Origin of the sequence: Microlunatus soli (assembly GCF_900105385.1) — a bacterium.
GTDB classification, from domain to species: domain Bacteria; phylum Actinomycetota; class Actinomycetes; order Propionibacteriales; family Propionibacteriaceae; genus Microlunatus; species Microlunatus soli.
Genome location: NZ_LT629772.1, coordinates 6,094,629 through 6,118,138, shown reverse-complemented (window position 1 = coordinate 6,118,138; position 23,510 = coordinate 6,094,629). Strand labels below are relative to the sequence as shown.

Annotated in this window: 17 protein-coding genes and 2 pseudogenes; 10 read left to right on the top strand and 9 right to left on the bottom strand. The window is 66.4% G+C overall.

What is annotated here, in order from left to right:
* Nucleotides 1-4: 4 nt before the first annotated feature.
* Nucleotides 5-139 (bottom strand): annotated as a pseudogene (locus BLU38_RS32450) (hypothetical protein); the annotation flags it as partial.
* Between the two features lie 161 nt (nt 140-300).
* On the opposite strand from BLU38_RS32450, the gene BLU38_RS27985 reads away from it, so the two are divergent.
* Nucleotides 301-2,667 (top strand): ATP-binding cassette domain-containing protein, encoded by a 2,367-nt coding sequence (locus tag BLU38_RS27985; protein WP_091530025.1) that lies wholly within the window; start codon nt 301-303, stop codon nt 2,665-2,667.
* Nucleotides 2,668-3,312: 645 nt separating this feature from the next.
* Here the strand turns inward: BLU38_RS27985 and BLU38_RS27980 are convergent.
* Both BLU38_RS27980 and BLU38_RS27975 read right to left on the bottom strand, forming a co-directional pair.
* Entirely contained in the window at nt 3,313-3,972 is a 660-nt protein-coding gene (locus tag BLU38_RS27980; protein WP_091530022.1) for a recombinase family protein, read from the bottom strand.
* A gap of 129 nt (nt 3,973-4,101) precedes the next feature.
* On the bottom strand, nt 4,102-4,527 hold the full coding sequence (locus BLU38_RS27975; protein WP_091530019.1) for a hypothetical protein: 426 nt from the start codon (nt 4,525-4,527) through the stop codon (nt 4,102-4,104).
* A 289-nt stretch (nt 4,528-4,816) separates the two neighbouring features.
* Here BLU38_RS27975 and BLU38_RS27970 point away from each other — a divergent pair, with 289 nt between their 5' ends.
* The 3 genes from BLU38_RS27970 (at nt 4,817) to BLU38_RS27960 (ending at nt 6,922) form a co-directional block, all read left to right on the top strand.
* A complete protein-coding gene (locus BLU38_RS27970) occupies nt 4,817-5,347 on the top strand; it encodes a GNAT family N-acetyltransferase (RefSeq protein ID WP_091530016.1) in 531 nt (176 codons plus the stop codon).
* Nucleotides 5,348-5,386: 39 nt separating this feature from the next.
* Nucleotides 5,387-6,558, top strand: a protein-coding gene (locus BLU38_RS27965; protein WP_407939627.1) for an IS3 family transposase whose coding sequence is annotated in 2 segments (ribosomal slippage) — nt 5,387-5,665 and nt 5,668-6,558 — 1,170 coding nt in all. Because the reading frame shifts where the segments join, the coding sequence is not laid out codon by codon here.
* Nucleotides 6,559-6,604: 46 nt separating this feature from the next.
* Nucleotides 6,605-6,922, top strand: coding sequence for an ArsR/SmtB family transcription factor (locus BLU38_RS27960; protein ID WP_091530011.1), 318 nt, complete (start codon nt 6,605-6,607; stop codon nt 6,920-6,922).
* A 355-nt stretch (nt 6,923-7,277) separates the two neighbouring features.
* On the opposite strand, the gene BLU38_RS27955 is transcribed toward BLU38_RS27960, so the two are convergent.
* From BLU38_RS27955 to BLU38_RS27945, 3 genes are all read right to left on the bottom strand, one after another.
* Nucleotides 7,278-8,264 carry a phosphotransferase family protein gene (locus tag BLU38_RS27955; protein ID WP_157683769.1) on the bottom strand — a complete coding sequence of 329 codons (987 nt, stop codon included), beginning with the start codon at nt 8,262-8,264 and terminating at the stop codon, nt 7,278-7,280.
* A gap of 191 nt (nt 8,265-8,455) precedes the next feature.
* On the bottom strand, nt 8,456-9,067 hold the full coding sequence (locus BLU38_RS27950) for a hypothetical protein (protein WP_091530005.1): 612 nt from the start codon (nt 9,065-9,067) through the stop codon (nt 8,456-8,458).
* Nucleotides 9,064-9,957 carry a hypothetical protein gene (locus BLU38_RS27945; protein ID WP_157683768.1) on the bottom strand — a complete coding sequence of 298 codons (894 nt, stop codon included), beginning with the start codon at nt 9,955-9,957 and terminating at the stop codon, nt 9,064-9,066. The genes BLU38_RS27950 and BLU38_RS27945 overlap by 4 nt, the downstream gene beginning before the upstream one ends.
* A gap of 465 nt (nt 9,958-10,422) precedes the next feature.
* Between BLU38_RS27945 and BLU38_RS27940 the strand changes: the two genes are divergently transcribed.
* The 3 genes and pseudogenes from BLU38_RS27940 to BLU38_RS31915 all read left to right on the top strand — a co-directional run bounded on the left by BLU38_RS27940 (nt 10,423) and on the right by BLU38_RS31915 (nt 13,321).
* Complete coding sequence (locus BLU38_RS27940) at nt 10,423-12,486, top strand: KAP family NTPase (RefSeq protein ID WP_091530000.1); 2,064 nt, start codon at nt 10,423-10,425, stop codon at nt 12,484-12,486.
* 96 nt (nt 12,487-12,582) lie between these two features.
* Nucleotides 12,583-12,813 (top strand): annotated as a pseudogene (locus BLU38_RS32445) (variant leucine-rich repeat-containing protein); the annotation flags it as partial.
* 166 nt (nt 12,814-12,979) lie between these two features.
* Nucleotides 12,980-13,321, top strand: a complete 342-nt coding sequence (locus BLU38_RS31915; RefSeq protein ID WP_091529997.1) for a hypothetical protein — start codon at nt 12,980-12,982, stop codon at nt 13,319-13,321.
* Between the two features lie 273 nt (nt 13,322-13,594).
* Here the strand turns inward: BLU38_RS31915 and ligA are convergent, their stop codons facing one another.
* Nucleotides 13,595-15,712 carry an NAD-dependent DNA ligase LigA gene (ligA, locus tag BLU38_RS27930; RefSeq protein ID WP_197680297.1) on the bottom strand — a complete coding sequence of 706 codons (2,118 nt, stop codon included), beginning with the start codon at nt 15,710-15,712 and terminating at the stop codon, nt 13,595-13,597.
* 213 nt (nt 15,713-15,925) lie between these two features.
* Here ligA and BLU38_RS27925 point away from each other — a divergent pair, with 213 nt between their 5' ends.
* From BLU38_RS27925 to BLU38_RS27915, 3 genes are all read left to right on the top strand, one after another.
* Nucleotides 15,926-17,935 (top strand): ATP-binding cassette domain-containing protein, encoded by a 2,010-nt coding sequence (locus BLU38_RS27925; protein ID WP_231920072.1) that lies wholly within the window; start codon nt 15,926-15,928, stop codon nt 17,933-17,935.
* Nucleotides 17,932-19,836: an ABC transporter ATP-binding protein gene (locus tag BLU38_RS27920; protein WP_091529991.1), complete on the top strand. Its 1,905-nt coding sequence runs from the start codon at nt 17,932-17,934 to the stop codon at nt 19,834-19,836. The genes BLU38_RS27925 and BLU38_RS27920 overlap by 4 nt, the downstream gene beginning before the upstream one ends.
* Before the next feature lie 83 nt (nt 19,837-19,919).
* Nucleotides 19,920-21,341 (top strand): RNB domain-containing ribonuclease, encoded by a 1,422-nt coding sequence (locus tag BLU38_RS27915; RefSeq protein WP_091529989.1) that lies wholly within the window; start codon nt 19,920-19,922, stop codon nt 21,339-21,341.
* A 17-nt stretch (nt 21,342-21,358) separates the two neighbouring features.
* Here BLU38_RS27915 and BLU38_RS27910 read toward each other — a convergent pair whose 3' ends face one another.
* Nucleotides 21,359-22,399, bottom strand: a complete 1,041-nt coding sequence (locus BLU38_RS27910) for a uroporphyrinogen decarboxylase/cobalamine-independent methonine synthase family protein (RefSeq protein WP_091529985.1) — start codon at nt 22,397-22,399, stop codon at nt 21,359-21,361.
* A complete protein-coding gene (mnmA, locus tag BLU38_RS27905) occupies nt 22,400-23,473 on the bottom strand; it encodes a tRNA 2-thiouridine(34) synthase MnmA (protein ID WP_091529981.1) in 1,074 nt (357 codons plus the stop codon).
* Between the last annotated feature and the right edge of the window lie 37 nt (nt 23,474-23,510).

The following is a 23,510-nucleotide window of genomic DNA, read 5'->3' as shown; positions in this document are numbered from 1 at the left end:
CCGCGAGCATCAGGACAGTGACCTGCGACATCGCGTAGACGAAGACCAGGTCGAAGAACAACTCCAGCGTTCCGACCGACCGATCTGCTGTGTCTTCGGCTGCTTGCTCATCCGCATTGCCGAGATCATCGTCACACATACGGTGCTCCTCACCCACTCGCCGACCTTGATGCTTGCGTACACCAACTCACAGTGGGCTTCGGAGGGCGGGCCCGTTTCGCTGTGGGAGTCTCAAGCACTCTTCGGGGAACGCGATACTTTGCTGTAGAGCAAACCGAGAGCGACCGACGGGGGCAGCACGTGACCACCGATGCGACCGATGGCTTTGTGCGTGTCCGCGGTGCCAATGAGAACAACCTGCGCAACATTGACGTGGACATTCCTCGCAACGTGATGGTGGCGTTCACCGGGATCTCTGGGTCGGGGAAGTCGTCGCTGGCCTTCGGAACGCTGTACGCCGAGGCGCAGCGCCGCTACTTCGAGTCGGTCGCGCCCTACGCGCGCCGGCTGCTGCAGCAGGTCGGTGCCCCGCACGTCCAGGAGATCACCGGCCTGCCGCCTGCGGTCGCGCTTCAGCAGCGCCGGGGCGCGGCCACCTCACGCTCGTCGGTCGGCACCATCACCACGCTGTCCAACCTGCTGCGGATCCTCTACTCGCGGGCCGGCGATTACCCGGCTGGTGCCGATCACCTCGCGGCCGAGGCGTTCTCGCCCAACACCAGCGCGGGCGCGTGCGCGCGCTGCCACGGCCTGGGCGTCGTCCACGACGTCACCGAGGAGCTGCTTGTCCCGGACCCGTCACTGAGCATCCGTGAAGGGGCGATCGCCGCCTGGCCGGGCGCGTGGCAGGGCGCCAACCTGCGCAGCATCGTGATGGGGCTCGGCATCGACGTCGACAAGTCGTGGCACAGTCTCAGGAAGCGGGACCGCGACTGGCTGCTGTTCACCGACGAGCAGCCCTCGGTGCTCATCGAGCCGGAACCAGGTCGCGTCGACCACGGCTACTACGGGAAGTTCTGGAGCGCGCGCAGCCACGTCATGCACGTGCTGGCCGACTCCACGAGCGAGCGGATGCGCAAGCGGGCCATGCGGTTCGTGGAGGAAGCGCCCTGCCCGGATTGCCAGGGCAGTGGACTACGGCCCGAGGCCCTCGCGGTGACCTTTCTCGGGCGTTCGATCGCCGAGGTCAACAACCTGCCCTTCACAGCGCTGGTGGCTCTGCTGCGCCCGGTCGCTGAGCGGCCCGCGGGTGCCGAAGCGGTCGCGGCGCGGATCTGCACTGACCTGGTCGCGCGCGTCGAGGTGCTCCTCGATCTGGGCCTGGGTTATCTCAGCCTGGGACGGAGCTCGACGACGCTGTCGCCCGGAGAGGCGCAGCGCCTGCGGATCGCCACCCAGCTGCGTTCGGGTCTGTTCGGAGTCGTCTACGTCCTGGACGAGCCCTTCGCCGGCCTGCACCCGGCCGACGCGGAGCCGCTGCTGGATGTCCTGGACCGCCTCAAGGCGTCCGGCAACACACTGTTCGTCGTGGAGCACGACCTCGACGTCGTACGACGAGCAGATTGGGTCGTCGATATCGGCCCGGGTGCGGGCGAGGCCGGAGGTCGAGTGCTTCACAGCGGCCCTGTCGCGGGCCTGGAGGACGTGACTGAGTCGGTCACGAGCGCCTACCTGTTCGGTCGCGCTGAGCGGCTCGTGCACGATGCGCGGGCCCCGCAGGGCTGGCTGCGACTGACCGGCGTACATCGCCACAACCTGCGCGACCTGTCCGTCGATATCCCGCTGTGCGTGCTGACCGCCGTCACCGGGGTGTCCGGGTCCGGCAAGTCGACCCTGGTCACCCAGGTCCTGGCCGAGGACCCGACTGCTCGTGAGTCGTTCGACCGACTGGTATTGGTCGATCAGCGCCCGATCGGCCGGACGCCGCGGTCCAACCTCGCGACCTACACGGGGATGTTCGATGCCGTGCGGAAGTTGTACGCCGCCACGGACGCGGCCCGGGCCCGCGGCTACGGCGCCGGCCGCTTCTCCTTCAACGTCGCCGGGGGCCGCTGCGAGACCTGTCAGGGCGAGGGATTCGTCTCCGTCGAGCTACTGTTTCTGCCTGGCACCTACGCTCCCTGCCCGACGTGCCACGGCGATCGCTACAACCCCGAGACGCTCCAGATCACCTACCGCGGCAAGAGCATCGCGGAGGTCCTCGACCTGTCCGTCGACGACGCCGCCACGTTCCTGGCCGACGTACCGGCCGCCGCACGCAGCCTCCAGACGCTTCGCGAGGTGGGTCTGGGCTATTTGCGACTTGGACAGCCGGCGACCGAGCTCAGCGGCGGGGAGGCACAGCGCATCAAGCTCGCCGCCGAGCTCCAGCGCGCTCACCGCGGCCATGCCCTCTACCTGCTCGACGAGCCGACCTCCGGACTCCACCCCGCAGACATCGCTCTGCTGCTGCGCCAGCTGCACCGGCTCGTCGACGCCGGCAACACGGTGGTCCTCGTCGAGCACGACCTCGACGCGATCGCCACCGCGGACTGGGTCATCGATCTCGGTCCGGGCGGAGGAGATGCCGGCGGTCGGGTTGTCGCGACCGGCACGCCGGCCGACATCGCGAGGGCCGAGGGCAGCGCGACCGCGCCCTACCTCTCGCGGCGGCTCGAGCGGACATGAGCTGGGTGCGGGCGGCCGGTGTGCCGTCAGGCTGCCGCGCGGGCTCGGAGGCATCACGCCAAGAAGAATCCGTACATGTCATGAAAGATGAAGGCATGACTGTGTATCTCGCTTGGACCTCGGAGGACCTGCCTGACCTGGAGGGGCCGTGGCACGAGGCTCGGCTTGTGGCGCCCGGCTGGTCGCCGTGGACAGCACCGAATCGCTGTCAGCGGTCTATCACGCCATCAAGTGGTCCCTGGAGGGTGAGGCTTCGCTGATCGTGGTCCCCGTGCACCAGACGCCCAAGTCGCGGGGCATGGCTGCTGGCACCACTAGGTGGTTGCGTGAGCGGACTGCAAGGCAACCGCCCGGTGCGAACATCCGGGGCCTCACGTCATCCGATTGAGCTGTCCGGGCTCCCAGACCACGAGGGCTGCCAGGTTGGTTCTCCCACCTCAGGGAACGAGGATTCACGTAGGTGGGTGATGGACACGGGAAGATTGAGACCGGGGAGCGGCGCCCGCAACCGGGAAGGCCCCGCGCGGACTCCCCTGCCCCGGGGACGCCGCCCGATCAGCGTTCGTCCTGAGGCCGCGTCGTGGGCTGCCCGGACACGCTCGTTGCCGGTCACACGTCCGGGCAGCTTCAACGGGCACGACCCGGTCACACGGCAACGACGGGCCCGGAACCAGGGTCCGGCTTCTCAGCGGCTACCCAGTCGCGATCAGCCGCCGCTGCTCCGGCGCCTTTCGCCAGGGCACGCTGCTGTGCCCGATATACCGTCGACCGCGCAACACCGAACAACTCCGCCACTTCACCGGTGCTGTACCGGCCCGAGTTCATCAACTCGACCAGATGAGCTTCCTGCCGAACACTCAACTTCGGCAACTTCCCCCGCAGATGCCCCTTCGCCTTCGCGACCCGCATCCCTTCCACGGTCCGCATCCGGATCAGATCGGCTTCAAACTCAGCGACCATAGCCAACACGTTGAACAACAGCCGACCGATCGCGTCGTTGGGGTCATAGACCGAGCCACCCAGACTCAACCGGACCCCAGCCGTCGTCAACTCCTCCCCGATCGCCCGCGCATCCGGCACCGACCTGGCCAACCGGTCCAGCTTCGTCACCACCAACGTGTCACCAGATCGACACGCCGCCATCGCCTGCCGCAACCCCGGACGATCCCGACTCGTACCAGTCAAACCATGATCAACATAGACCCGATCCACACCGACACCCAGACGTTGCAACGCCTCACGCTGAACCGTCAGATCCTGATCCTCGGTCGACACCCGTGCATAGCCGACCAGCAATTCCGTCATCACTCAGCCCTCCTGAGCAAACCCCGGCACTCAGACCGGGGAGCAACACGATGCTGCTCACCCCATCGATAACCCCAACGGGCGTGAGCGCGGCGGTATCTCAGACGGGATCGCCCGGCCGGGCTCGCGCTACTTCGAGTGTCGATCGGAGGGTGGCTGACTGTCTGAACGTGGTTGCCTGTCCATGCCCAATCGCCCACGGCGGTTGCCACTGACTACGTAGATGGAGTTCGTGATGACGACTGCTGCCGCCACTATCGAGATGACGACCTTACGGACGTCTCGATAGTCGAGGATGACCTGTAGGCACGCGACAACCAGTGCAGCCGCTGACGCAACGATGATGACAACAACCCACACCGAGGGGATGTGTCCGCCGCGATGTCGACCAAGCTCGCTCAACAGCAACCCGAAGGCGCACACGACGAGTCCGGACCCGAGGGTGACAGTGGAGAGATCACCATCGTCCTCGATCAAGCTGCTGACGACCCCGACACCCAGGGCAGTCACGATGAACACCAGCATGATGGTGAAGAACAGCAATCGCCCCCGCATGCGACCTTCTTACACCGCTAGCCATCGAGCTCGAGCGGACTCTGATCGAATTTCGTCCTTGTCTGTTCGCTGAATTCCAGCAACCGTCAACAGGTCCCGTCCGCAAGCGGTTCTCTGGCAGGCGCCAGCGGGCGCCGCCCGCAAGCGGACCGTGCCGGGCAGACCCTCCGGGCAACCTGACCGGGCACGCCGGTCAGCGCCGAATCGCTGTGTCACAGACGATCCATCACCGGGCGCCCCTGGGGCAATTCAAGTGCACGCGCAGGACAGACCGACCTAGGCTCAGCGGATGACCAGGACCGGCGTCGTACTGGAGATGACCGACTCCAGCCAGCTCATTGAAAGCCACCGTCAGGCCGACCTGACGATCACCGAGGTTCCTGCTCGCAACGGCGGCTTGATCGGCGATCTCTATCGACAAATCTGGGATCCGATCGGTGGAGGCGGTCGAAACAGTTGGACCGATCAAGAATGGATCGATGAGCTCGATCAACCAGGCGTGGGCGCCTGGGTCGCACGGCTAGACGGTCAAAACGTCGGCATGGCCGAGACCGGACAGCCGGGCGACGGTGACGCAGGCTTCGTCGTCATCGGCGTATTGCCGCAGCTCCAAGGTCGCGGGATCGGCGGCGATCTCCTCAGCCGTCTGACACGGCGACTCTGGGAGACGACAGCGCCCAATGGTCGCGCCACGACACGGGTCTGGATCTGGACCATCCCCGATGAACACACCCACACCATCCCCAACTACCTCGCGCGCGGATTCCGCTACGCAAAGGACGACGCAGACGGGACTGCTGCACGAGTAGGTGACATCTGATCTGTGATGTCTGTGGGCATCACTGGAAGGATGTTGATCGTGCCCAAACCCCATCCACGAGAGTTCCGCGATGATGTCGTGGCCGTCGCCCGCAAGGGTGATGCTCCGATCAGTCAGGTCGCGAAGGACTTCGGCATCAGTGATTCCTGCCTGCGGAACTGGCTGGCCAAAGCCGATATCGAGGACGGCCGCCGGCCCGGGACGAGTTCGGCGGAGTCATCTGAGTTGAAGGAGTTGCGGCGTCGGAATCGGCTGCTGGAGCAGGAGAACGAGGTGTTGCGTCGGGCCGCGGCGTATCTGTCCCAGGCGAACCTGCCGGGGAAATGATGTACCCGCTCGTCCGCGAGTTGGCCGTCGACGGCATCCCCGTCACGGTGACGTGCCGGGTCCTCAAGATCGCCCGCCAGCCCTATTACCGGTGGCTGGCCGATCCGATCACCGACCAAGAACTGTCCCGGGCCTATCTGGCCGACGCCGTTTTCGATGCTCACCGAGACGACCCGGAGTTCGGGCATCGCCTGTTGGCCGACGAAGCCCGCGCCGTCGGACAAGCCGGTTGTGACCGGACGGTGTGGCGGATCTGTCGAGATCAGCAGTGGTGGTCGGTGTTCGGTAAGAAACGCGGCAAGAACGGCAAGAAGCCTGGCCCACCGGTCCACGACGACCTGGTCCACCGCGACTTCACCGCTGCCGGGCCGAACCAGTTGTGGTTGACCGATATCACCGAACATCCCACCGGTGAGGGCAAGGTGTATCTGTGCGCGGTCAAGGACGTCTACTCCAACCGGATCGTCGGCTATTCCATCAGCGACCGGATGAGGTCCCGGCTAGCCATTCAGGCGCTGGAGTCAGCGGTCCGACGACGCCAACGTGACGGCCACGACGTGGCCGGCTGCGTTCTGCATTCGGACCGAGGATCGCAATTCCGTAGCCGGAAGTTCGTTCGAGCGTTGCGCCGTCATGACCTGGCCGGATCGATGGGTCAGGTCGGAGCCGCCGGCGACAACGCGGCGATGGAATCGTTCTTCGCCCTGCTGCAAAAGAACGTCCTGGACCGCCACATCTGGACAAGCCGTGTCCAGTTGCGGATCGCGATCATCACCTGGATCGAACGCACCTACCACCGCCGACGACGCCAAGACCGACTCCACGGGTTGACACCCATCGAACGCGAGCTGATCATGAACACACCCGCCACACAGGCGGCCTAACCCAACTGTCACCAGTTCGTGCAGCAGTCCCCGTGGCTGGCGGCCGGTGGTTCAGTATCCGATCGATGTAGCCAGCGGAGCCGTCGAGGCCCTGGAACTCGAAACGATCCAGGCTCGGCTCCATGCACTTGATCACCCAATCCGGCTGCGGATCCTACGAAGCCTGCTCCGGGGCGCGCAGACGACAGGCGAACTCGGCGACAGTTGGCAGCTCACGGCACCGGAGATTTCGCGACATCTGGCCGTCATGCGCGCCGCCAAACTGGTCACGACACAACGCCGTGGTCGATACGTTGAGTATCAGCTGGAGGTAGATCCGATCGGCCGGTTGGGTACAGATCTCGTCGAGGCACTGCTGCGCTAAACTGGCTCTTCACATTCCAGGGTGTGGGAGTGGTCTGAATCCGCCGGTTTCGAGCAGGCTCTGGCGATGTAGTTGGTGAGGTTGCGGAAGCCGAGGGCTGAGCCGCGGCGTTGGCAAGACATCTCGGGGTATTGCCGCTCTTCGAGATCAGCGCCATAAACCTCAAGTAGTCTCGCCGTGGCAGCTCCACGCGCCCGTAGCGGGTTCCCCGGCCGAGGCCAGCGGCAGCCGTCCGCAAGTGGACCGTGCCGGGCAGGCAGCCCGGGCAACGTCACCGGGCATGCCGGTCAGCGTGGAATCATTGTGTCACTGGGGATCGCCGACCGGGCATCCGGTCCTGGCGCTCGGGTCGACTTCAGGGTGCAGTCAGACCGCTGAGGTGGCCGGCGAGCTGCTGAACATCATCGATCCCATCTGGAATACCCCGCTCCTTGATCGTTGCTGTCAACCCGTCGAAGTCGTGTACGAGGCCCCATCCGAGTAGCCGCAGCGCGAGCGGCTCGGGCTTAAGCAGATCCGCTCCGTAGCCCCTGAGCAGCTGGCAGATCAGGCCGGGTCGACCTCGCAGAAGACGAAAGGCGGCATCCGCCAGGTCGTACCAGGGATCGCCCACTCTCATCTCGTTCAGATCGATGATCGACGTCAGCTCCCCGGTGGCAGGCTCGATGAAGACATTGTCACCATGCACATCCCCATGCAGGATCGTCGAGACTGTGCCGGTGTCGATCGTCCCGTACGTCGACCGAGCAAGCTCAAGCAGACCCGGCAGAAAGCGATCAGGAAACAGGGCCAATCGACCGTCGTTCTGACCAAGCTCCTTGACCTCGTCCTCGATCAACTCGTCGAAGCTCGCCCAATCAAGGTTCAATATCCGGCCAGCCGCGTGTGGGGTCCGGTGGAGACTGCGCAACGCAGAGCCGACGGCCTCCGCAGCACGGGAAGCCTTGGCGGGAGCCAGCTCGGCCCGCGCACGATTCCACGGAATCCCGGCCGCCACGGACTCAATCAACCATTGCCAGATGGGCTCCTTTGGCTGCGTTGGAAAGGTGCCCGCAGCAACGAGGCTGGGGATCGGCAGATCACTGGCAGAAAGCAAGGTGTGCGCCTCGCGTTCCAGGTCAAACACGAACGACGCGTCGGGATAGATCGTGACGATCACGTCCCCGCAGCGCGCCGTCGGATACTGCGACGGCTTCAGGATTGCGACATCATCAGCGGCGACTTCGGCCAGCTCCAGCGCCCACCGAATCCACGGGGTCCAAAGCTCCTCGTCGTGCCGAACAGCCCAGTATTCATCCCAGGGGACGAAGGGCGTCGGCGTCAGCTCGTCATGGGCGGTCACGGCGACGAAGCTATGTGACAGACGCTCGATCCGCCACCAAGTTCCGCCCGCAAGCCGTTCCCAGGTCGACGCTGCAGCCCGCCGCCCGATAGCCGGCCGTCGCCAGGCAGATTATCGGGCAGCCTCACCGGGCACCGAGCTAAGCGGGTGATCAGGTGCCCGAATCCGATCGATCAGCGGGCAGCGCCGGCTTAGAGCCAGAGGTGGGCGACCGCGAGAAGGCCAGCACCGATAACCAGGACGAGTACGCAGTCGCGAAGCGCCGTTACGAGGGTGGCGATGGTTTCAGCACCGACCCTGCGTGTACTCGCGTACCCGTTAGCGATCGCACGGCGGAGTTCGTCGGCGTCGTTGTCCGGCAGTGCAGAGAGATTCACCGTGCCGATGTCTGAGCGCGCCGAAATCATGCCGCCTGCGGCCAGCCCAGCCAGGGTCGTGCAGAGTCCCGCGAGGCCGTAAACGAGCCGGCCGAGCCAGTGCAAATCGCACTTGCTGCCATAGGAGGCGATGATCGCACCTCCCAAGACGATGGCGGTTGTGAGCATGACCTGTGCCCGCGCTCGGATGTCCCGCTTCTCGGCAAGTTGATTAGCGGAGTCGAGCCGTGCTTCATCGATGTAGAGCTGGTAGCCGTCCCCCCACCCGTCTGGAAGCGGATCGGGTTGCCCCTGCTCGTGTTGCGGATGTGCCGGCGGTGCCGCGCCAGGTCGGAACGTGATGGTGACGTAGGCGAGGAATAGCCATGCCTCGGACTTGCGCAGCCCCAGAGTAACTTGGCGGAAACGGTGGCAGAGCCCCTTCATCGGTGGTTGTCCAGGAAGGCTGCGATCGCCGCAGTAACCGGCTCAGCGACCTCAGGCGGTAGAAACAACCACTGTCCTGCGGGGTTGAGGTCGACGAACCACCAACTCCCGGAGGTGTCCCGGATCCAATCTTGTGCGGTGAAACCGACACCATTGCTGCGGGCCGCCTCGCGAGCCAGGTCGTGTACGTGGTCTGGGGTAGGCACTCGGGTGAATGCGCGATGGCTCTCCGACGAGAGCCTCCAGTCGAGTGGGAGATTCTCCGCAGGGAGGGTTGCGGACCACACATTGTCACCGACCGTGACGACACGAGCGTGAATGGTCGCCGGGATGAGCTGCTGAATGATGAACGGAGCGGCAGCAATAACGTTCGGGTCGGTGATATCGACAAGTCTGGTCGGGACGATGCGCCCAAGGCCCGTGCCGTCGATAAACGAACCGGGGCCTAGTGGCTTCACTACCCAGGTGCCAGTGCTGGGGACTGAGTTCGGATCGGTCGTGATGAGCCATTTCGGTACCGGAACGCCAGCAGCAGATGCTTGGCGATATTGCACGGCCTTGTTCTCAGATTTGCCGAACTGGTCTAGCGCTGTCAACCACGTGAACCGAGGGTCGCGAATGATAGCGGCAAGGGCAGCTATCGCGGCGGCATGGGAGGCTTGGTCCGCACCTGGTGCATCGATTGCGCTCGCCCACACGGCAGGTGCGAGCCTGCGCAGCCATGCGTGCGTCGCCTGCAGCTCGATACCGGCGACGTCAACATAATTTGCGCTAATTGTTACGGCCGACTCGAGGATGCTTGCCGCGTCGACCATTAGCGGTTTGGAGTGCATCGCATCCACAACCGCTGCCACATGTGGATCGGCGGGATCTCCGATGATGAGTGGCACCGTCAGCGCACGACGCCAGCGGAAAGAAGCAACGTGGCTCGATCGTTGTCGATCGTCTCCACAGCGGCCGTGTACACGGTGCCTGGGTTGGGCCGTGGATCGGGACGCGGGTCGGGAGAAGGATCTGGTCGCGGATCGGGCGACACTTGCTTAGCTGGGATGGCCAGGTCGTAGAGCGACGGTTTTCTCATTGTGTTACACACTCCTTTGCCTTGCGAGCAACCCGCAGCATCAGTCTGCTCGATTCGAGTGCGTCGCGGGACAGTATGCGCATTTCGGGACAGCTTTTCCGACGGCTAATCGATTGTTCGAGCGGGCGAGGTCTCCTGGCAACCTCCAGGACTCTCAGCGCATGGTTACCTGTCCGGTCACGATCGTCGACCAAGTACTCGCACCCCCAACCGAGCGCTGCCCAACCCGGCGTGCCACCGACCATGGCCGAGCTTTTGAGTCGAAACTTGCAACATGCCCATGCCCTGGACTGACGCGCCGATCACGGCCAAGAGCGAGGACGAGCTCGGTCGTACTGACTACGCCGTCCACGCCGCCAGTTTGATTGCGAACAGCCACTCTTGGGAGGACTCGATCGTCTTCGGGCTCACCGGCCCCTGGGGTAGCGGGAAGAGCTCAATGCTGGGCATGATCTCCGAGGAACTCGACGCAACTTGCCCACGTTGGCAGGTCGCCCGGTTCACACCATGGGCGACCGGCGACGTTACCGGGCTGCTCAGCGACTTCTACGCATCGTTGAGCGAATCGCTCCCGGGCCGGTCCAAGCAGATTCGTAATGCACTCGGCACGCTCGTGCAGGTCGCGGCGCCAGCGGCGAACGCCATCCCGTGGGTCGGCGGCGCAGCAGCATCAGCGGCGAGCTCCCTTGGAGCAGCACTGAAGAAGCAGACTCCGTGGGACAAGGCGTTCAACACAGCCGCAGACGAGTTGAAAAAGCTGGGCACGCCGGTCCTGATGATCGCCGACGACATCGATCGATTGCAGACCGAGGAGCTGCTCGCGCTTCTCAAAGTCGTCCGGCTTCTTGGTCGGTTCCCTGGGGTGCACTACCTGCTCGCCTACGACGAGGGAACATTGTTCCAGGCTCTCTCCGAGGCGAACCTTGTCGGCGAGGACGACGGTGCCGCGGCCCGCTTCATGGAAAAGATCGTCCAGTACCCGCTCGTGGTGCCCCCGTTGCTGTCCACACAGCTGCTGGCCCGGCTCGACGCAGGTCTTTCCGCGACGCTTGCCGACGCGGGACGACCGCAACCGAACGGCGAGCGACTTGGGCATCTCGTCGAGGTGTACCGGTCTGTGCTCGGTACTCCCCGTGCCATCGACCGCTATCTCGCGCAGCTGCGACACCACATACCCCTAGTCCAGCCAGAGGAAATCGATGATGAGGACGTCATCGTCCTCACTCTGCTTCGCACAGCGTTCCCGACCCTGTACCAGCAACTTCCGCGATGGCGCGATCAGCTGATTTCCGGGCACACTGACAAACTCAAACACAGCACAAGCGGCATTGAATACGAGCCGTTCGACATCGAACCTCTGCTCGAGACGGTGCCAACTCGCTCACGGGCTGACGCCCGAACGCTACTAACTGACCTGTTCCCAAAGCTGCGTTCTCGCGGCGTGAGTTACGCCTCTTCAGACCGTCGCATCAGCGACGCCCGGTACTTCGACCGGTACTTCGCAATGGGGATCCCGTCCCACGATGTCTCCGACCTCGAGGTGGCGAAGGCGACAGACGAGGTCGGGCGTGGACAGCCAGCGGCGCTCACAGCGCTACTCAGCCAGGCGAACCCGGACCGCGTCGTCCTCGTCGTCGACAAGAGTCGGCGATTCGCAGAGAGTCTACCCAAGGACGACGCCGGCGACGCGCTCCGCCTCGCGCTCGTGAAGCTGCTGGTCGCAGTCCTCGACGACGTGCACGACAAGCCGAGCTTCTTCATGAGCCCGCGCGAGCGGGTAGTCGCTTGGGCTAGCCAAGTCGTAACGCATCTGACCGACATGGCGCCGGCTGACGCACTGCTCGACGCTCTCACCGCCACCGCCGACTTGGCGACGAGGATCGAGGTTATCTACCGTGCCGACCTCGATGAAGGACCCCGTCCTGCCTGCCTCGACCAAGTCATCGCAGAGTTGAGCGCTCAGGCCACCAAGGAGATAGTCGTCCATCTCGAAGCTCAAGACTCCGCTCCCGAGAACACCCAGCCGGGAACGATCATCCACTTCGTGCTGAGCACCGCCCAAGCCGCCCCGCTGGCTACCGCGGTCGCCGCTGGCCTCGCATCGGGCGCGTTCGGAATCGCGGATGTCGCGGCCCGGGTGATCCCGATTCGGATCCTCTACGGGGTCGGGAGCCAATACGAGCTGAGTGACTTCGACCAAGAGACCTTCAACGCCCTGGTTCCACCCGCTCCCGATCCCTGGTATCAATCAACGAAGATCGAGGTCGACAAGCACGACTTAAGCTGGGCCAACCGACGGGAGTACGCGGCCGGCCGGGCGAAGCAGCCTCCAGCTTGATCAACTCTGTCGACCGCCAGAGGCGATGGTCAAATGTACGCACGGGATCCCCGACCAGGCGGCAGCGAGCTCTACCCGATCGATCGATGATCACGGATGCTGGATCGGGTGACTTCGCGGCGCCGATCCCCAGATCGGCACACTAGGAGCCCAGCTCACTGCCACACTTCCGTTGTGCCCACGATCAACGATCGCGCAGCAACGGCCAGCAATCCAAGTACCCCGGTGCCAGTCCTGCGCCAGATGGCCTCGGACGCCGCCCCGAAGGTCCGCACAGCAGTCGCGGGAAACCCATCCACACCGATCGACCTGCTCAAGACCCTCGCCGAGGACGAACTTCCTCGTCCGCTTTGCCGTCGCCGAAAGTCCAAATCCGGACGCGGCCGTGGTCGCTTTACAGTCATCGAGACCCGACACCCGGGCCCAAGCTGCGACACGCGACGATCTCGACGATCCAACTCGTTGGTCACTTCTGCAGGATCCTGCGCACGAAGTGCGCGAACACCTGGCCGACACCTGTTCGGACGTCGAGCTCCTGATCGCGTTGACGCACGATCCACACCCGATGGTCCGAGGATCCGCGGCACTGAACGGGCACCTTCCGCTGGTCGAGCTGGAGAAACTCGCCAAGGACCCCTTAGCCCCGGTGCGAGCCGCAACAGTCGCGACCCGCCGGCTCAGCGCCACCACTCTCACCCGACTGGCAAACGACCGGTCCGCCGAGGTCCGATGGGAAATCCTCACCTCGCACCCAGAACGCCTGGATCTCGTCAAGAAGCTCGCCGGCGACTCTGATGAGATCGTCGCTGGCCAGGCTCGCTCCCAGCTTGAGTGACCGCCTGCCCGCAGGACGTTCCACCACCGGGCGGCAGCTGGCCGGCACCCGTAGGCGGTGCCGTGTGTGCCCGCAGCACCCGCCCGGCTCTCCTGCCCGCTCAACGGGCGCCATACGCAACACGATCCGGGTTCTCCGGTGACTCGCTGATCATGATCATTCGGCGGAAGCGTCGACCGAGTAATCAGCGCAGGTAGCAGCAGACTGGCAGCCCCCGCGCTCGGAGAGGTTTGACGAGGCACACCGTCGACGACCAGCCAGTCGACAGCAATCTCAGGCGTCCTCGCCGATTCGGGCAACCTCGGAGGCGGCGTCCGGTCCAGCGTTCAGCAACACCTCGAACCCTTCGGCGTCCAGGACCGGCACCTTCAGCGAGACGGCCTTGTCGTACTTGGATCCGGGCGACTCCCCGACCACCACGTACGCCGTCTTCTTCGACACCGACCCCGACACCTTGCCGCCGCGGCTGGTGATGGCTTCGGCGGCGCTGTCCCGGGTGTAGCCGGAGATGGTGCCGGTGACCACGAAGGTCAACCCGGCCAAGGTCTGCTCGCCGAGCTCACGCTCCTCGGCGACCATCTGGACGCCGGCGGCCTTCCATTTCGTGACGATGTCGCGATGCCAGTCGACGGCGAACCAGTCGACGATGGCCTGGGCCAGGGTCGGGCCGACCCCCTCGACCTCGGTGAGTGCCTCGACGTCGGCGGCGGCGATCTTGTCGATGTCGCCGAAGGCGTCGGCGAGATCGGGAGCGACCCCCGGGCCGAGGTGCCGGATCGACAGCGCGATCAGGAATCGGTCCAGCGGCCGCTGTTTCGCCTCGTCCAGGTTGTCCAGCAGCTTGCGGGCATTCGCGGTCAGGTTGCCGGCCTTGGTCCGGAACAGCTCTGCCTGCACCAGCTTGTCGGCGTCGAGATCGAAAAGGTCGCCCTCGTCGGTCAACAGTTCGTTGTCCAGCAGCGCCCCGGCGGCCTGGCCACCGAGCATCTCGATGTCCAGCGCGGACCGGCCCGCCAGGTGGAACAGCCGCTCCCGCAACTGCGCCGGGCAGGACCGGGTGTTCGGACAGCGGATGTCGGCGTCGCCCTCCTGCTCCGGCCGCAGCTCGGTCCCGCAGGCCGGGCAGTGGGTCGGCATCTCGAACTCGGTCTCGCTGCCGTCCCGCAACTCGACCACCGGCCCGACGATCTCGGGGATCACGTCACCGGCCTTGCGGAGCACGATCGTGTCGCCGATCAACACGCCCTTGCGTTTGACCTCACTGGCGTTGTGCAGCGTCGCAAAACCCACCGTCGAGCCGGCGACGACCACCGGCTCCATCTCCCCGTACGGCGTGACCCGGCCGGTGCGGCCGACGTTGACCTTGATGTCCAGCAGCTTGGTGTTGACCTCTTCGGGCGGGTACTTGTAGGCGATCGCCCAGCGCGGCGCCCGTGAGGTCGATCCGAGTTGATCTTGCACGGTGCGCTGGTCGAGCTTGATCACCACACCGTCCAGCTCGTGCTCCACCGAATGTCGATGCTCGCCGAAGTAGCCGATGTAGTCCCAGACCTCGTCCAGCGTCGTACACAGCTTGGTATGACTGCTGACCGGCAATCCCCAACGGGCCAGCCCGTCGTAGACCTGGGACAGCCGATCGGCCTCGAACCCCTCGACAGCCCCGATGCCGTGCGCGATGAACCCGAGGTTGCGGCTGGCAGTGATCCGCGGATCCTTCTGCCGCAGCGAGCCGGCCGCCGAGTTGCGCGGATTGGCGAACGGCGCCTTGCCGTCGGCGACCAGCGACTCGTTGAGCTTTTCGAAGGACTCCACCGACAAGAACACCTCACCGCGCACCTCGAGCAGCGCGGGGAGATCATCGCCGGTCAGCCACTGCGGGATCGGCTTGATCGTCTTGACGTTGTCGGTGACGTCCTCCCCCACCCGGCCGTCGCCGCGGGTCGCCGCCCGGACCAGCTTGCCGCCCTCGTAAACCAGGTCGATCGCCAGTCCGTCGATCTTGAGCTCGCAGAGGAAGCCGGACTTTTCGATCTGTTGCTGTCCGAGCTCACGGATCGCGCGCTGCGCCCATCGGTCGAGCTCCTCGGCGCTGAACGCGTTGTCCAGGCTGAGCAGTCGCTGCGGATGCTGCACGGCCGCAAAGGTCGACGACGGCGGCGGGCCGACCTTCTGCGTCGGCGAATCCGGTGTCCGCAGTCCCGGGAACTCCGCCTCCAGGCTCTCCAACTCGCGCAGGGTCTTGTCGAACTCGGCGTCGGACATCGTCGGTTGGTCGAGCACGTAGTAACGCCAGCGGGCCTGATCGATCGCCTCGCTCAGCTCGGCATGCCGCTGCCTGGCCTCGGCCGTCGGTTCGGCACCGGCGGCAGCACGAGCGGTTTCCTCGGACAGTTCGGGCGTCTGATCGGGCGTCTGACTCACACCCGAAATCTAGCGTGTGGCACCGACATCTTGGGTCGATCGGTGGCCCCGGGCCGGCTGTCTCCGGAGCTGAACGAGACGGTGAATAGTCGGGCGATCGAAAACCGATCGGAACTGTCGGCGGCCCGCACTAAGCTGCCCGAGCGGTCACAGGGTGGTGATGGATGGTGGTGGGGGTGATGGATGTTCGGGATCCTGCGGTTCGGCCTACGGGTCGCCCGGAAGTCGACGGTCATCGCGGTGGCGGCGGCCTTGCTCGGAGCGGCGACCGCGATCGTCATCCCGGTGCTCACCGGCCGGGCGATCGGCGGCGCCCTGGGGGTGATCCGCAACGGCTTGGACCGGCCGTACGTCGTCGTCCTGATCGTCCTGTTGCTCGCGCTGGCGATCAGCAACGTGACCTCGGTGCTCGGCCAGACCGGCTTCGAGTTGGCCGACGGCCCGATCCGTCGGGAGGTGACGCTGCGGATCGGCTGGGCGCTGTCGCACGACCCTGATCTGACCGAGATGGAGGATCCGGCGACCGCGGCGCTGGTGCAGAAGGTCCGGTCCCGGGAGTGGGAGATCTCGATGGGCTATCAGCTGCTCACCGGGGTCGCCACCCGACAGATCCCGGCGCTGATCGGCACCGCGGTCACCCTGGGCATCGTGCTCACCTGGTGGGCGCCGCTGCCGATCATGATCCTGATCTTGATCAACGCGGAGTATCTACGCCGGGTGATCACCACCCAGATGGACGTCTGGTCCGGCCAGACCGAAGGACAAAAGCATGCCGCGTACGCCTTCGAGCAGGCGATGGGCAAAGCTGCGAAGGAGATCCGGATCTTCGGCCTCGCCGACTACCTGCGGCGCCGAATGATGGGCTACGCGTTGGAGGGCTACCGGCCCTACTGGGCGCGACGGTGGCGGGACGCCGGGCTGAGTGTGGTGCTCGGCGTCGCGAAGGTGATCGCCACGCTGGCGGTGATCTGTTACGCCGCCTGGCAGGCCGCCACCGGCAGGATCGATCTGACCACCATCGCCACCGCGATCCCGTTGATCATGGCGATGGCCGACACCGATCTGTGGATGATCGGCCAGCTGCAGCGAGCCGGGACCACCTACGGCTGGCTGGAACAACTCGCTCCGACCAAGCAGTACGCCCAGGACCAGACCGAAGGAGCGGCCAAGGTCGCAGCAGCGGCCAGGACCACCAAGATCGCTACGCCGGCCGAGCTGACCTCGGCCGACACGATCATCCGGCCAGCCGACGCCGACACGGCAGACAGCATCGAGACGCCAGCTTCGACCGCGATGGTCGTCGGAGACCGTCGGCGGCCGGACGAGCCGGCCACATCTCCTCCGCCGGGCATCGTCTTCGACGAGGTCAGCTTCGGTTATCCGGGCAGCGATCGGCTGATCCTGGACGGGCTGAGCCTGGAGCTTCCGGCCGGTGATGCGGTTGCTCTGGTGGGGGTCAACGGGGCCGGCAAGTCGACCCTGGTGAAGCTGCTGGTGGCCGGCTACCTGCCGACCCGCGGTCGGGTGCTGGTCGACGGTGTTGATCTTGCGTCACTGGACGTGGACCAGCGGCGCGCCTGGCAGCGCCGGGTCTCCCCGATCACCCAGGAATTCCTCCGGCTGCCGTTGCCGGCCGGCGACAACGTCGAGCTCGGCTCCGGGGCGGTCTGGGCCGGTCGGCTGGATCCGGATCCGGTGCCGGACACCGCGGTGTTGGACGACATCGCGCAGCGGGCCGGGATCACCGATCTGGTGCAGCGGTTGCCGGCCGGATGGCTGACCTCCTTGGACAAGACCATGCCGGGCGGCACCGATCTTTCCGGCGGTGAGTGGCAGCGGATCGGTCTGGCACGGGCGCTGCGAGCCGTCTCGTCCGGCGCGCAGGTGCTGGTGTTGGACGAGCCCGCGGCGGCACTGGACGTGCAGTCCGAGGCCCGGCTGGTCGACGGTTACCTCGACCTGGCCCGGTCGGTGACGTCCTTGATCATCTCGCACCGGTTCTCGGTGGTCCGGCCGGTGCCGTCGATCTGTGTGCTGGAGCACGGCCGGATCGTCGAGCACGGAGCGCACGAGGAGTTGATGGACATCGCAGACGGTCGGTATCGGGCGATGTTCCGGATGCAGGCCAGTCGGTACGCCGAGGCAGATGCCGAGGTCGAGGCCGAGTTGCGGGCAGCGGAGGTGGAAGCATGATCGAGCAGCTGCGCCGGGCGTTCAGCACCATCAGGCTCTGGATCACCACGGCGTTCAAGGCATCGCCGGGACTGGCCGTGCTGATGTGCATCAGCGTCGTGCTGTCCTCGGTGCTCAGCCCGTTGCAGGTGTACGCGATCAAGCTCGTCGTCGACGCCCTCAGTGGGCACACCCCGATCGATCCGTCCGCCGTGCTGCCGGGGGTGGTGCTGCTCGGCGTCTGCCTGTTGGTGACCGCGGTCTCGGGCAGTTTCGCCGGTCCGACCGGCGACACGCTGGACGAGAAGGTCTACTGGTATGTGCACGACGACCTGCTCAAACTGACCGCCGGCATCCCGTCGATCGGCCACCACGAGGACCGTCGACTGGCCGACCGGCTGGCGCTGATCGAGCAGGACCGGCATCAGTTGGCCGGCGTCTATCGGATGCTGTCGGTGGTCGGTGGCGTCACCGGGACGATCACCGTGGTGGCGATGCTGTGGTCGGTGTCGCCGACGCTGATCCTGCTGTTGTTGTTGGCCACCGCCGTCGCCGGGATCCAGGCCCGCGGCTGGCAGCAGCAGCGCAAGCTGATCAGGACCCATGAGCATCTGCGTCGTCTCGGGACCAAGATCACCGACTCGCTGACCGAGGCGCCGACCGGTGTCGAGGTGCGGTGTTTCGGGCTGGGACACACTCTGGTCAAGGTCGCCGCCGACATCATCAGCCTGCGGCACAACCGGTACGCCCGGATCACCACCCGCTTCGCCCGCCGGGTCTCGGTCGGCTGGGTCGTCTACGGCATCGGCTACGCGGTGGCGGTGTTCTGGCTGCTCGGGCAGGTCCGGGCCGGTGCGGCCTCGATCGGCGATCTGACCCTGTTGTTGCTGGTCGGTCCGCAGATCAACACCACCGCGCAGGGCATGACCAACAACATCCGGATGGTGGTCGGCGCCCTGGACTCGTTCGGTCGCTATCAGTGGCTGCACGACTACGCCGACGCCAACACCTGGCAGCAGAGCACGGCCCGACCGCCTGCGGTGCTGACCGACGGCATTCGGTTCGACCGCGTGTCCTTCGGCTATCCGTCCGCGCAGCCCGACGGAGTGCCCGGTGGTCTCGACCGGCCGGCCGACGCATCCTCCGAGCGGGCAGCACCGACCAGCCCCGCTCGGACCGGCGAACTGCAGCCGAGTACGGCACTCGCGTTGGACGATGTCGATCTGTTCCTGCCGGCCGGCACCACGGTTGCGTTCGTCGGTGAGAACGGCGCCGGCAAGTCCACCCTGGTCAAGCTGCTCGCCCGGCTCTACGACCCGACCGCGGGCAGCGTCCGGATCGACGGCGTACCGCTCGCCGACATTGACCCTGCTGCCTGGCGGGATCGGATCTCGGCCGGCTTCCAGGACTTCGCCCGGTTGGAGTTCCTGGCCGCCGATTCGGTCGGGGTGGGTGATCTGGAGGTCCGTGACGACCGCGGTCTGATCGGTTCGGCGGTCGCGGCAGGCCAGGCCGATCCGGTGATCGGTTCGCTGACCGACGGATTGGACACCCAGCTGGGCCGACGGTTCACCGGCGGCGTCGGATTGTCGGGCGGTCAGTGGCAGCGACTGGCGCTGGCCCGGGCGTTCATGCGGCGCCGCCCGCTGCTGATGCTGCTGGACGAACCGACCGCTGCGCTGGATCCGGAGGCCGAACAGGCGATCTACCAGCAGTACGGCGAGACGGCGCGCCGGTTGGCAGCCGAGACCGGCGCGGTCACGGTGCTGGTGTCGCATCGGTTCTCCACCGTCCGGATGGCCGATCTGATCGTGGTCGTCGCCGACGGCGGCATCGCCGAGATCGGCTCGCATGCGGAGTTGATGCTGGCCGGCGGCCGATATGCCGAACTGTTCGAGTTGCAGGCCCACGCCTACCGCTGATCGCGGGCCCATCGCTGAACGCGTGCCCCGCACTGCTCGCGGCTGGGACTTCCCGCGCGCCCGGTCGATCGTAGGCTCAGGCCATGAAACGCAGCCCACGGCTGACCCGGTCGGTCGCCCAATCGGAGTTGGCGGCCGCACTGGCCACGCTACGGCACGACCTGGAGGTGCCGGCCGAGTTCCCGGCGGCGGTGCAGCAGGAAGCAGCCGCCGCCGCGGAGAAGCAGTTGGACGACGCCGTGCAGGATTTCCGCGAGATCGACTTCTGCACCATCGATCCGGCCGGTTCGACCGACCTGGACCAGGCACTGCACCTGACGCGGGACAAGGACGGTCTGGTGGTGCGCTATGCGATCGCCGATGTGCCCTGGTTCGTCCGCCCGGAGGGCGCGATCGACACCGAGGCCAGACGCCGCGGGCAGACGTTGTATGCCCCCGACGAGCGGTCGCCGCTGCATCCGACCGTGTTGTCGGAGGGTGCGGCATCGCTGCTGCCCGATCGGGATCGACTCGCGTTCGTGTGGGAACTGCGTCTGGACTCGTCCACGGAGCTGAAGCAGACCCGGCTCAGCCGGGCCGTGATCCGGTCCCGCCGCCAGTGGAGTTATCCCGACGCACAGCGGGCGATCGATTCGGGCAGCGCACCCGAGTCGCTGCAACTGCTGCCCGAGTTCGGGGCCGGACGACAGGCACTGGAGTCCGCACGGGGTGGCGCCAGTCTCAACCTGCCCGACGGCGAGGTGGTCCTGACCGAACGCGGATACGCCATCGAGCGCCGGCTGCCGCTGCCGATCGAGGATGCCGGAGCCCAGCTGTCGCTGCTGACCGGGATGGCTGCCGCCGAGCTGATGCTGGCGGGCAACGTCGGCATCCTGCGGACCATGCCGGCCGCCGAGACGTCGGCCGTCGAACAGTTCCGCCGGCAGACCGAGGCGCTCGGCCTGCCCTGGTCGGCCGAGGTCTCGTACGGCGACTACCTGCGGGATCTGGACCGGTCCCGGCCGGCAGCATTGGCGGTGCTGCACGCCGCGACGGCACTCTTCCGCGGCGCCGGTTACGAGGCGTTCGACGGATCGGCGCCGCGGCAGCCCCTGCAGGCCGCGATCGCCGCGCCGTACGCACACGTCACCGCACCGCTGCGCCGGCTCGTCGACCGGTTCGGTCTGGTGGTCTGCGCCGCGGTCCAGTCCGACACACCGGTGCCCGGCTGGGTCCGGGAGGCGATACCGCAGCTGCCCAAGATCATGGCGACCAGCGATGATCTTGCGTCCCGGCTCGACTCCGGGGCGCTGAACAGAGTGGAGGCCGCGTTGTTGAAGGACCGGGCCGACGAGACCTTCGATGCAGTGGTGCTGTCCCGCAAGGATGAACACCGCCGGATCCAGCTGGTCGATCCAGTGGTGGTTGCCAGCCTGAACGGCTCCGGCGAGCCTGGTGATCAACTGAGAGTCCGGCTGGTGTCGGCCGACGTGGCCACCGGAGAAGTCGCCTTCGCGGTCGCCTGAGGTCTGCGGGCGCCGGGTCAGTCGGCAAGCTGGTCGGTGACGATGTCCGCCGCCTTGCCGACCGCCCGCAGCGCGTTCACCGCGGAGCGTTGATCAAATCGGGCCAGCCCGCAGGCCGGAGTGATGATCATCCTGCCGGCGACGTCGGGTTCCAGTCCGAGGCTCCGGGTCGACCGCAGGATGCGTTGGGCGATCTCGTCGGCCGACCAGTGCCGTCCGGTCGCCGCACCGGTGCTGGTGGACACGGCTCCGGCGCCCAGCCACAGCCCGTCCGCCATCGCCTGACCGAGCCGATCCCAGTCCGGCGTACCGAGTTGATCAAGGTCGACGGCGATGCCGCCGATACCCGCATCCTTGATCAGCCGGACCGGCACGTCGGGAGCGCAGCAGTGCAACCAGATCTGCGGCAGCCCGCTCCGGGCCTCGGCCGGCGGTCGGTCGACCGCAGCCACGACGACACCGAGTGCTTCCCGGACCTCTGCCAGATCGACCTTGCGATGTTGGGAAAATCCGCTCGCGGTCGGGACTCGGCCGGCGATCACCGCCGGCAGCAGCGGCTCGTCGAGTTGCAGGATCAGCTCGAGGTCCGGCAGCCGACGTCCGAGGTCGGCCAGCAGCTGGCCGGCCCCCTCGGCCAACGATCCGGCGATCTCCCGACGGGCGCCGTGGTCGGCCAGCGCCCGGTCGCCACGGGGGCGCTCGATCGAAGCAGCCAACGTCCACGGCCCGGCGATCGCGACCTTGAACGGGCCTCGATAACCCTGCGCCGCCTCCTCGAGTCGATCAAGGTCATCGCGCAGCGTCGCCCGAGCTCGGAGTTGATCACGTCCCGGCGCGCCGGTCAATCGCCAGCCGGCCGGCTGGAGGTCGACCGACAACTCGGCCAGGACGGCAGCACCCCGGCCGATCAGAGCGGCGCCGGCGCCGCGATCCGGCAGCTCCGGCAGGTAGGGCAGCTCCGGGCACTCGGCAAAGGTGATCTTCAGTGCTTCGGCCAGGTCGGTGCCGGGCCAGGACCCGATCCCGCTGCTCCTGATCGGGGCGAAGTCGTCGGTCATTCAGGGCCTGGCCGCGGAGATCGTGGCGCTGCCGACGACCCGGGTGCCGTCGTAGTAGACGACGGCCTGGCCCGGGGCGACCCCGGTCAACGGTTCGGTCAACGCGACCGACACCGCGTCGGCGCCGACCGTGACCTCCCCGGGCACCGGTGCTCCATGGGCGCGGACCTGGACCTGCGCGGGCCAGTTGCCGTCCGCAACGGCGCCGGTCCAGGTCGGTCGGATCCCTTCCAGATTGGTCACGTCCAGGGCCTCCCGCGGACCGACCGTGACGGTGTTGTTCACCGGGGAGATGTCCAGCACGTAGCGCGGCTTGCCGTCGTCGGCCGGCACACCGAGCCGCAGCCCGTGCCGCTGTCCGATGGTGAATCGATGACTGCCGCCATGCTCGCCGACGGTCCGCCCTTGCTGGTCGACGATCTCGCCCGGCGCCGAGCCCAGCTGCCTGTCCAGGAACCCGGCCGTGTCGCCGTCGGCGATGAAGCAGATGTCGTGGCTGTCCGGCTTGTCGGCGACCGCCAGCCCGCGCCGTTCGGCCTCGGCCCGGACGTCGCTCTTCAGCGAATGTCCCAGCGGGAAGTAGGAGCGTTGCAGTTGTCGCTGATCCAGCACCGCCAGCACGTAGGACTGGTCCTTGCCCTCGTCGACCGCCCGATGCAGCTGAACACCGTCGTCGTCGCGGATGAGCTGTGCGTAATGCCCGGTGCAGACGGCGTCGAAGCCGAGCGCGATCCCCCGTTCCAGGACGGCTGCGAACTTGATCTTCTCGTTGCACCGGACGCAGGGGTTCGGCGTCCGGCCGGCGGCGTACTCGGCGACGAAGTCGTCGACCACGTCCTCCTTGAACTGGTCGGACAGGTCCCAGACGTAGAACGGGATCCCCAGCACGTCGGCGGCCCGCCGTGCGTCGTGGGCGTCCTCCTTGGAGCAGCAGCCGCGGGCGCCGCTGCGGAAGGACAGCGGATTCTTCGATAGGGCGAGATGGACACCGGTGACGTCGTGGCCGGCGTCGACCGCGCGCGCCGCGGCCACTGCCGAATCGACACCGCCCGACATTGCCGCCAGCACCTTCATCGTCCGAACCTCTTCCTCGTCGTGTCCCGGTGGATCA

Bases quoted from the DNA above. Each gene is read 5' to 3' on its own strand.
- BLU38_RS27980 (WP_091530022.1), bottom strand. From the start codon at position 3,972: ATGACGGAATTGCTGGTCGGCTATGCACGGGTGTCGACCGAGGATCAG.
- BLU38_RS27975 (WP_091530019.1), bottom strand. From the start codon at position 4,527: ATGCGGGGGCGATTGCTGTTCTTCACCATCATGCTGGTGTTCATCGTG.
- BLU38_RS27970 (WP_091530016.1), top strand. From the start codon at position 4,817: ATGACCAGGACCGGCGTCGTACTGGAGATGACCGACTCCAGCCAGCTC.
- BLU38_RS27950 (WP_091530005.1), bottom strand. From the start codon at position 9,067: ATGAAGGGGCTCTGCCACCGTTTCCGCCAAGTTACTCTGGGGCTGCGC.
- BLU38_RS27940 (WP_091530000.1), top strand. From the start codon at position 10,423: ATGCCCATGCCCTGGACTGACGCGCCGATCACGGCCAAGAGCGAGGAC.
- BLU38_RS27925 (WP_231920072.1), top strand. From the start codon at position 15,926: ATGTTCGGGATCCTGCGGTTCGGCCTACGGGTCGCCCGGAAGTCGACG.
- BLU38_RS27920 (WP_091529991.1), top strand. From the start codon at position 17,932: ATGATCGAGCAGCTGCGCCGGGCGTTCAGCACCATCAGGCTCTGGATC.
- BLU38_RS27915 (WP_091529989.1), top strand. From the start codon at position 19,920: ATGAAACGCAGCCCACGGCTGACCCGGTCGGTCGCCCAATCGGAGTTG.
- BLU38_RS27910 (WP_091529985.1), bottom strand. From the start codon at position 22,399: ATGACCGACGACTTCGCCCCGATCAGGAGCAGCGGGATCGGGTCCTGG.
- mnmA (WP_091529981.1), bottom strand. From the start codon at position 23,473: ATGAAGGTGCTGGCGGCAATGTCGGGCGGTGTCGATTCGGCAGTGGCC.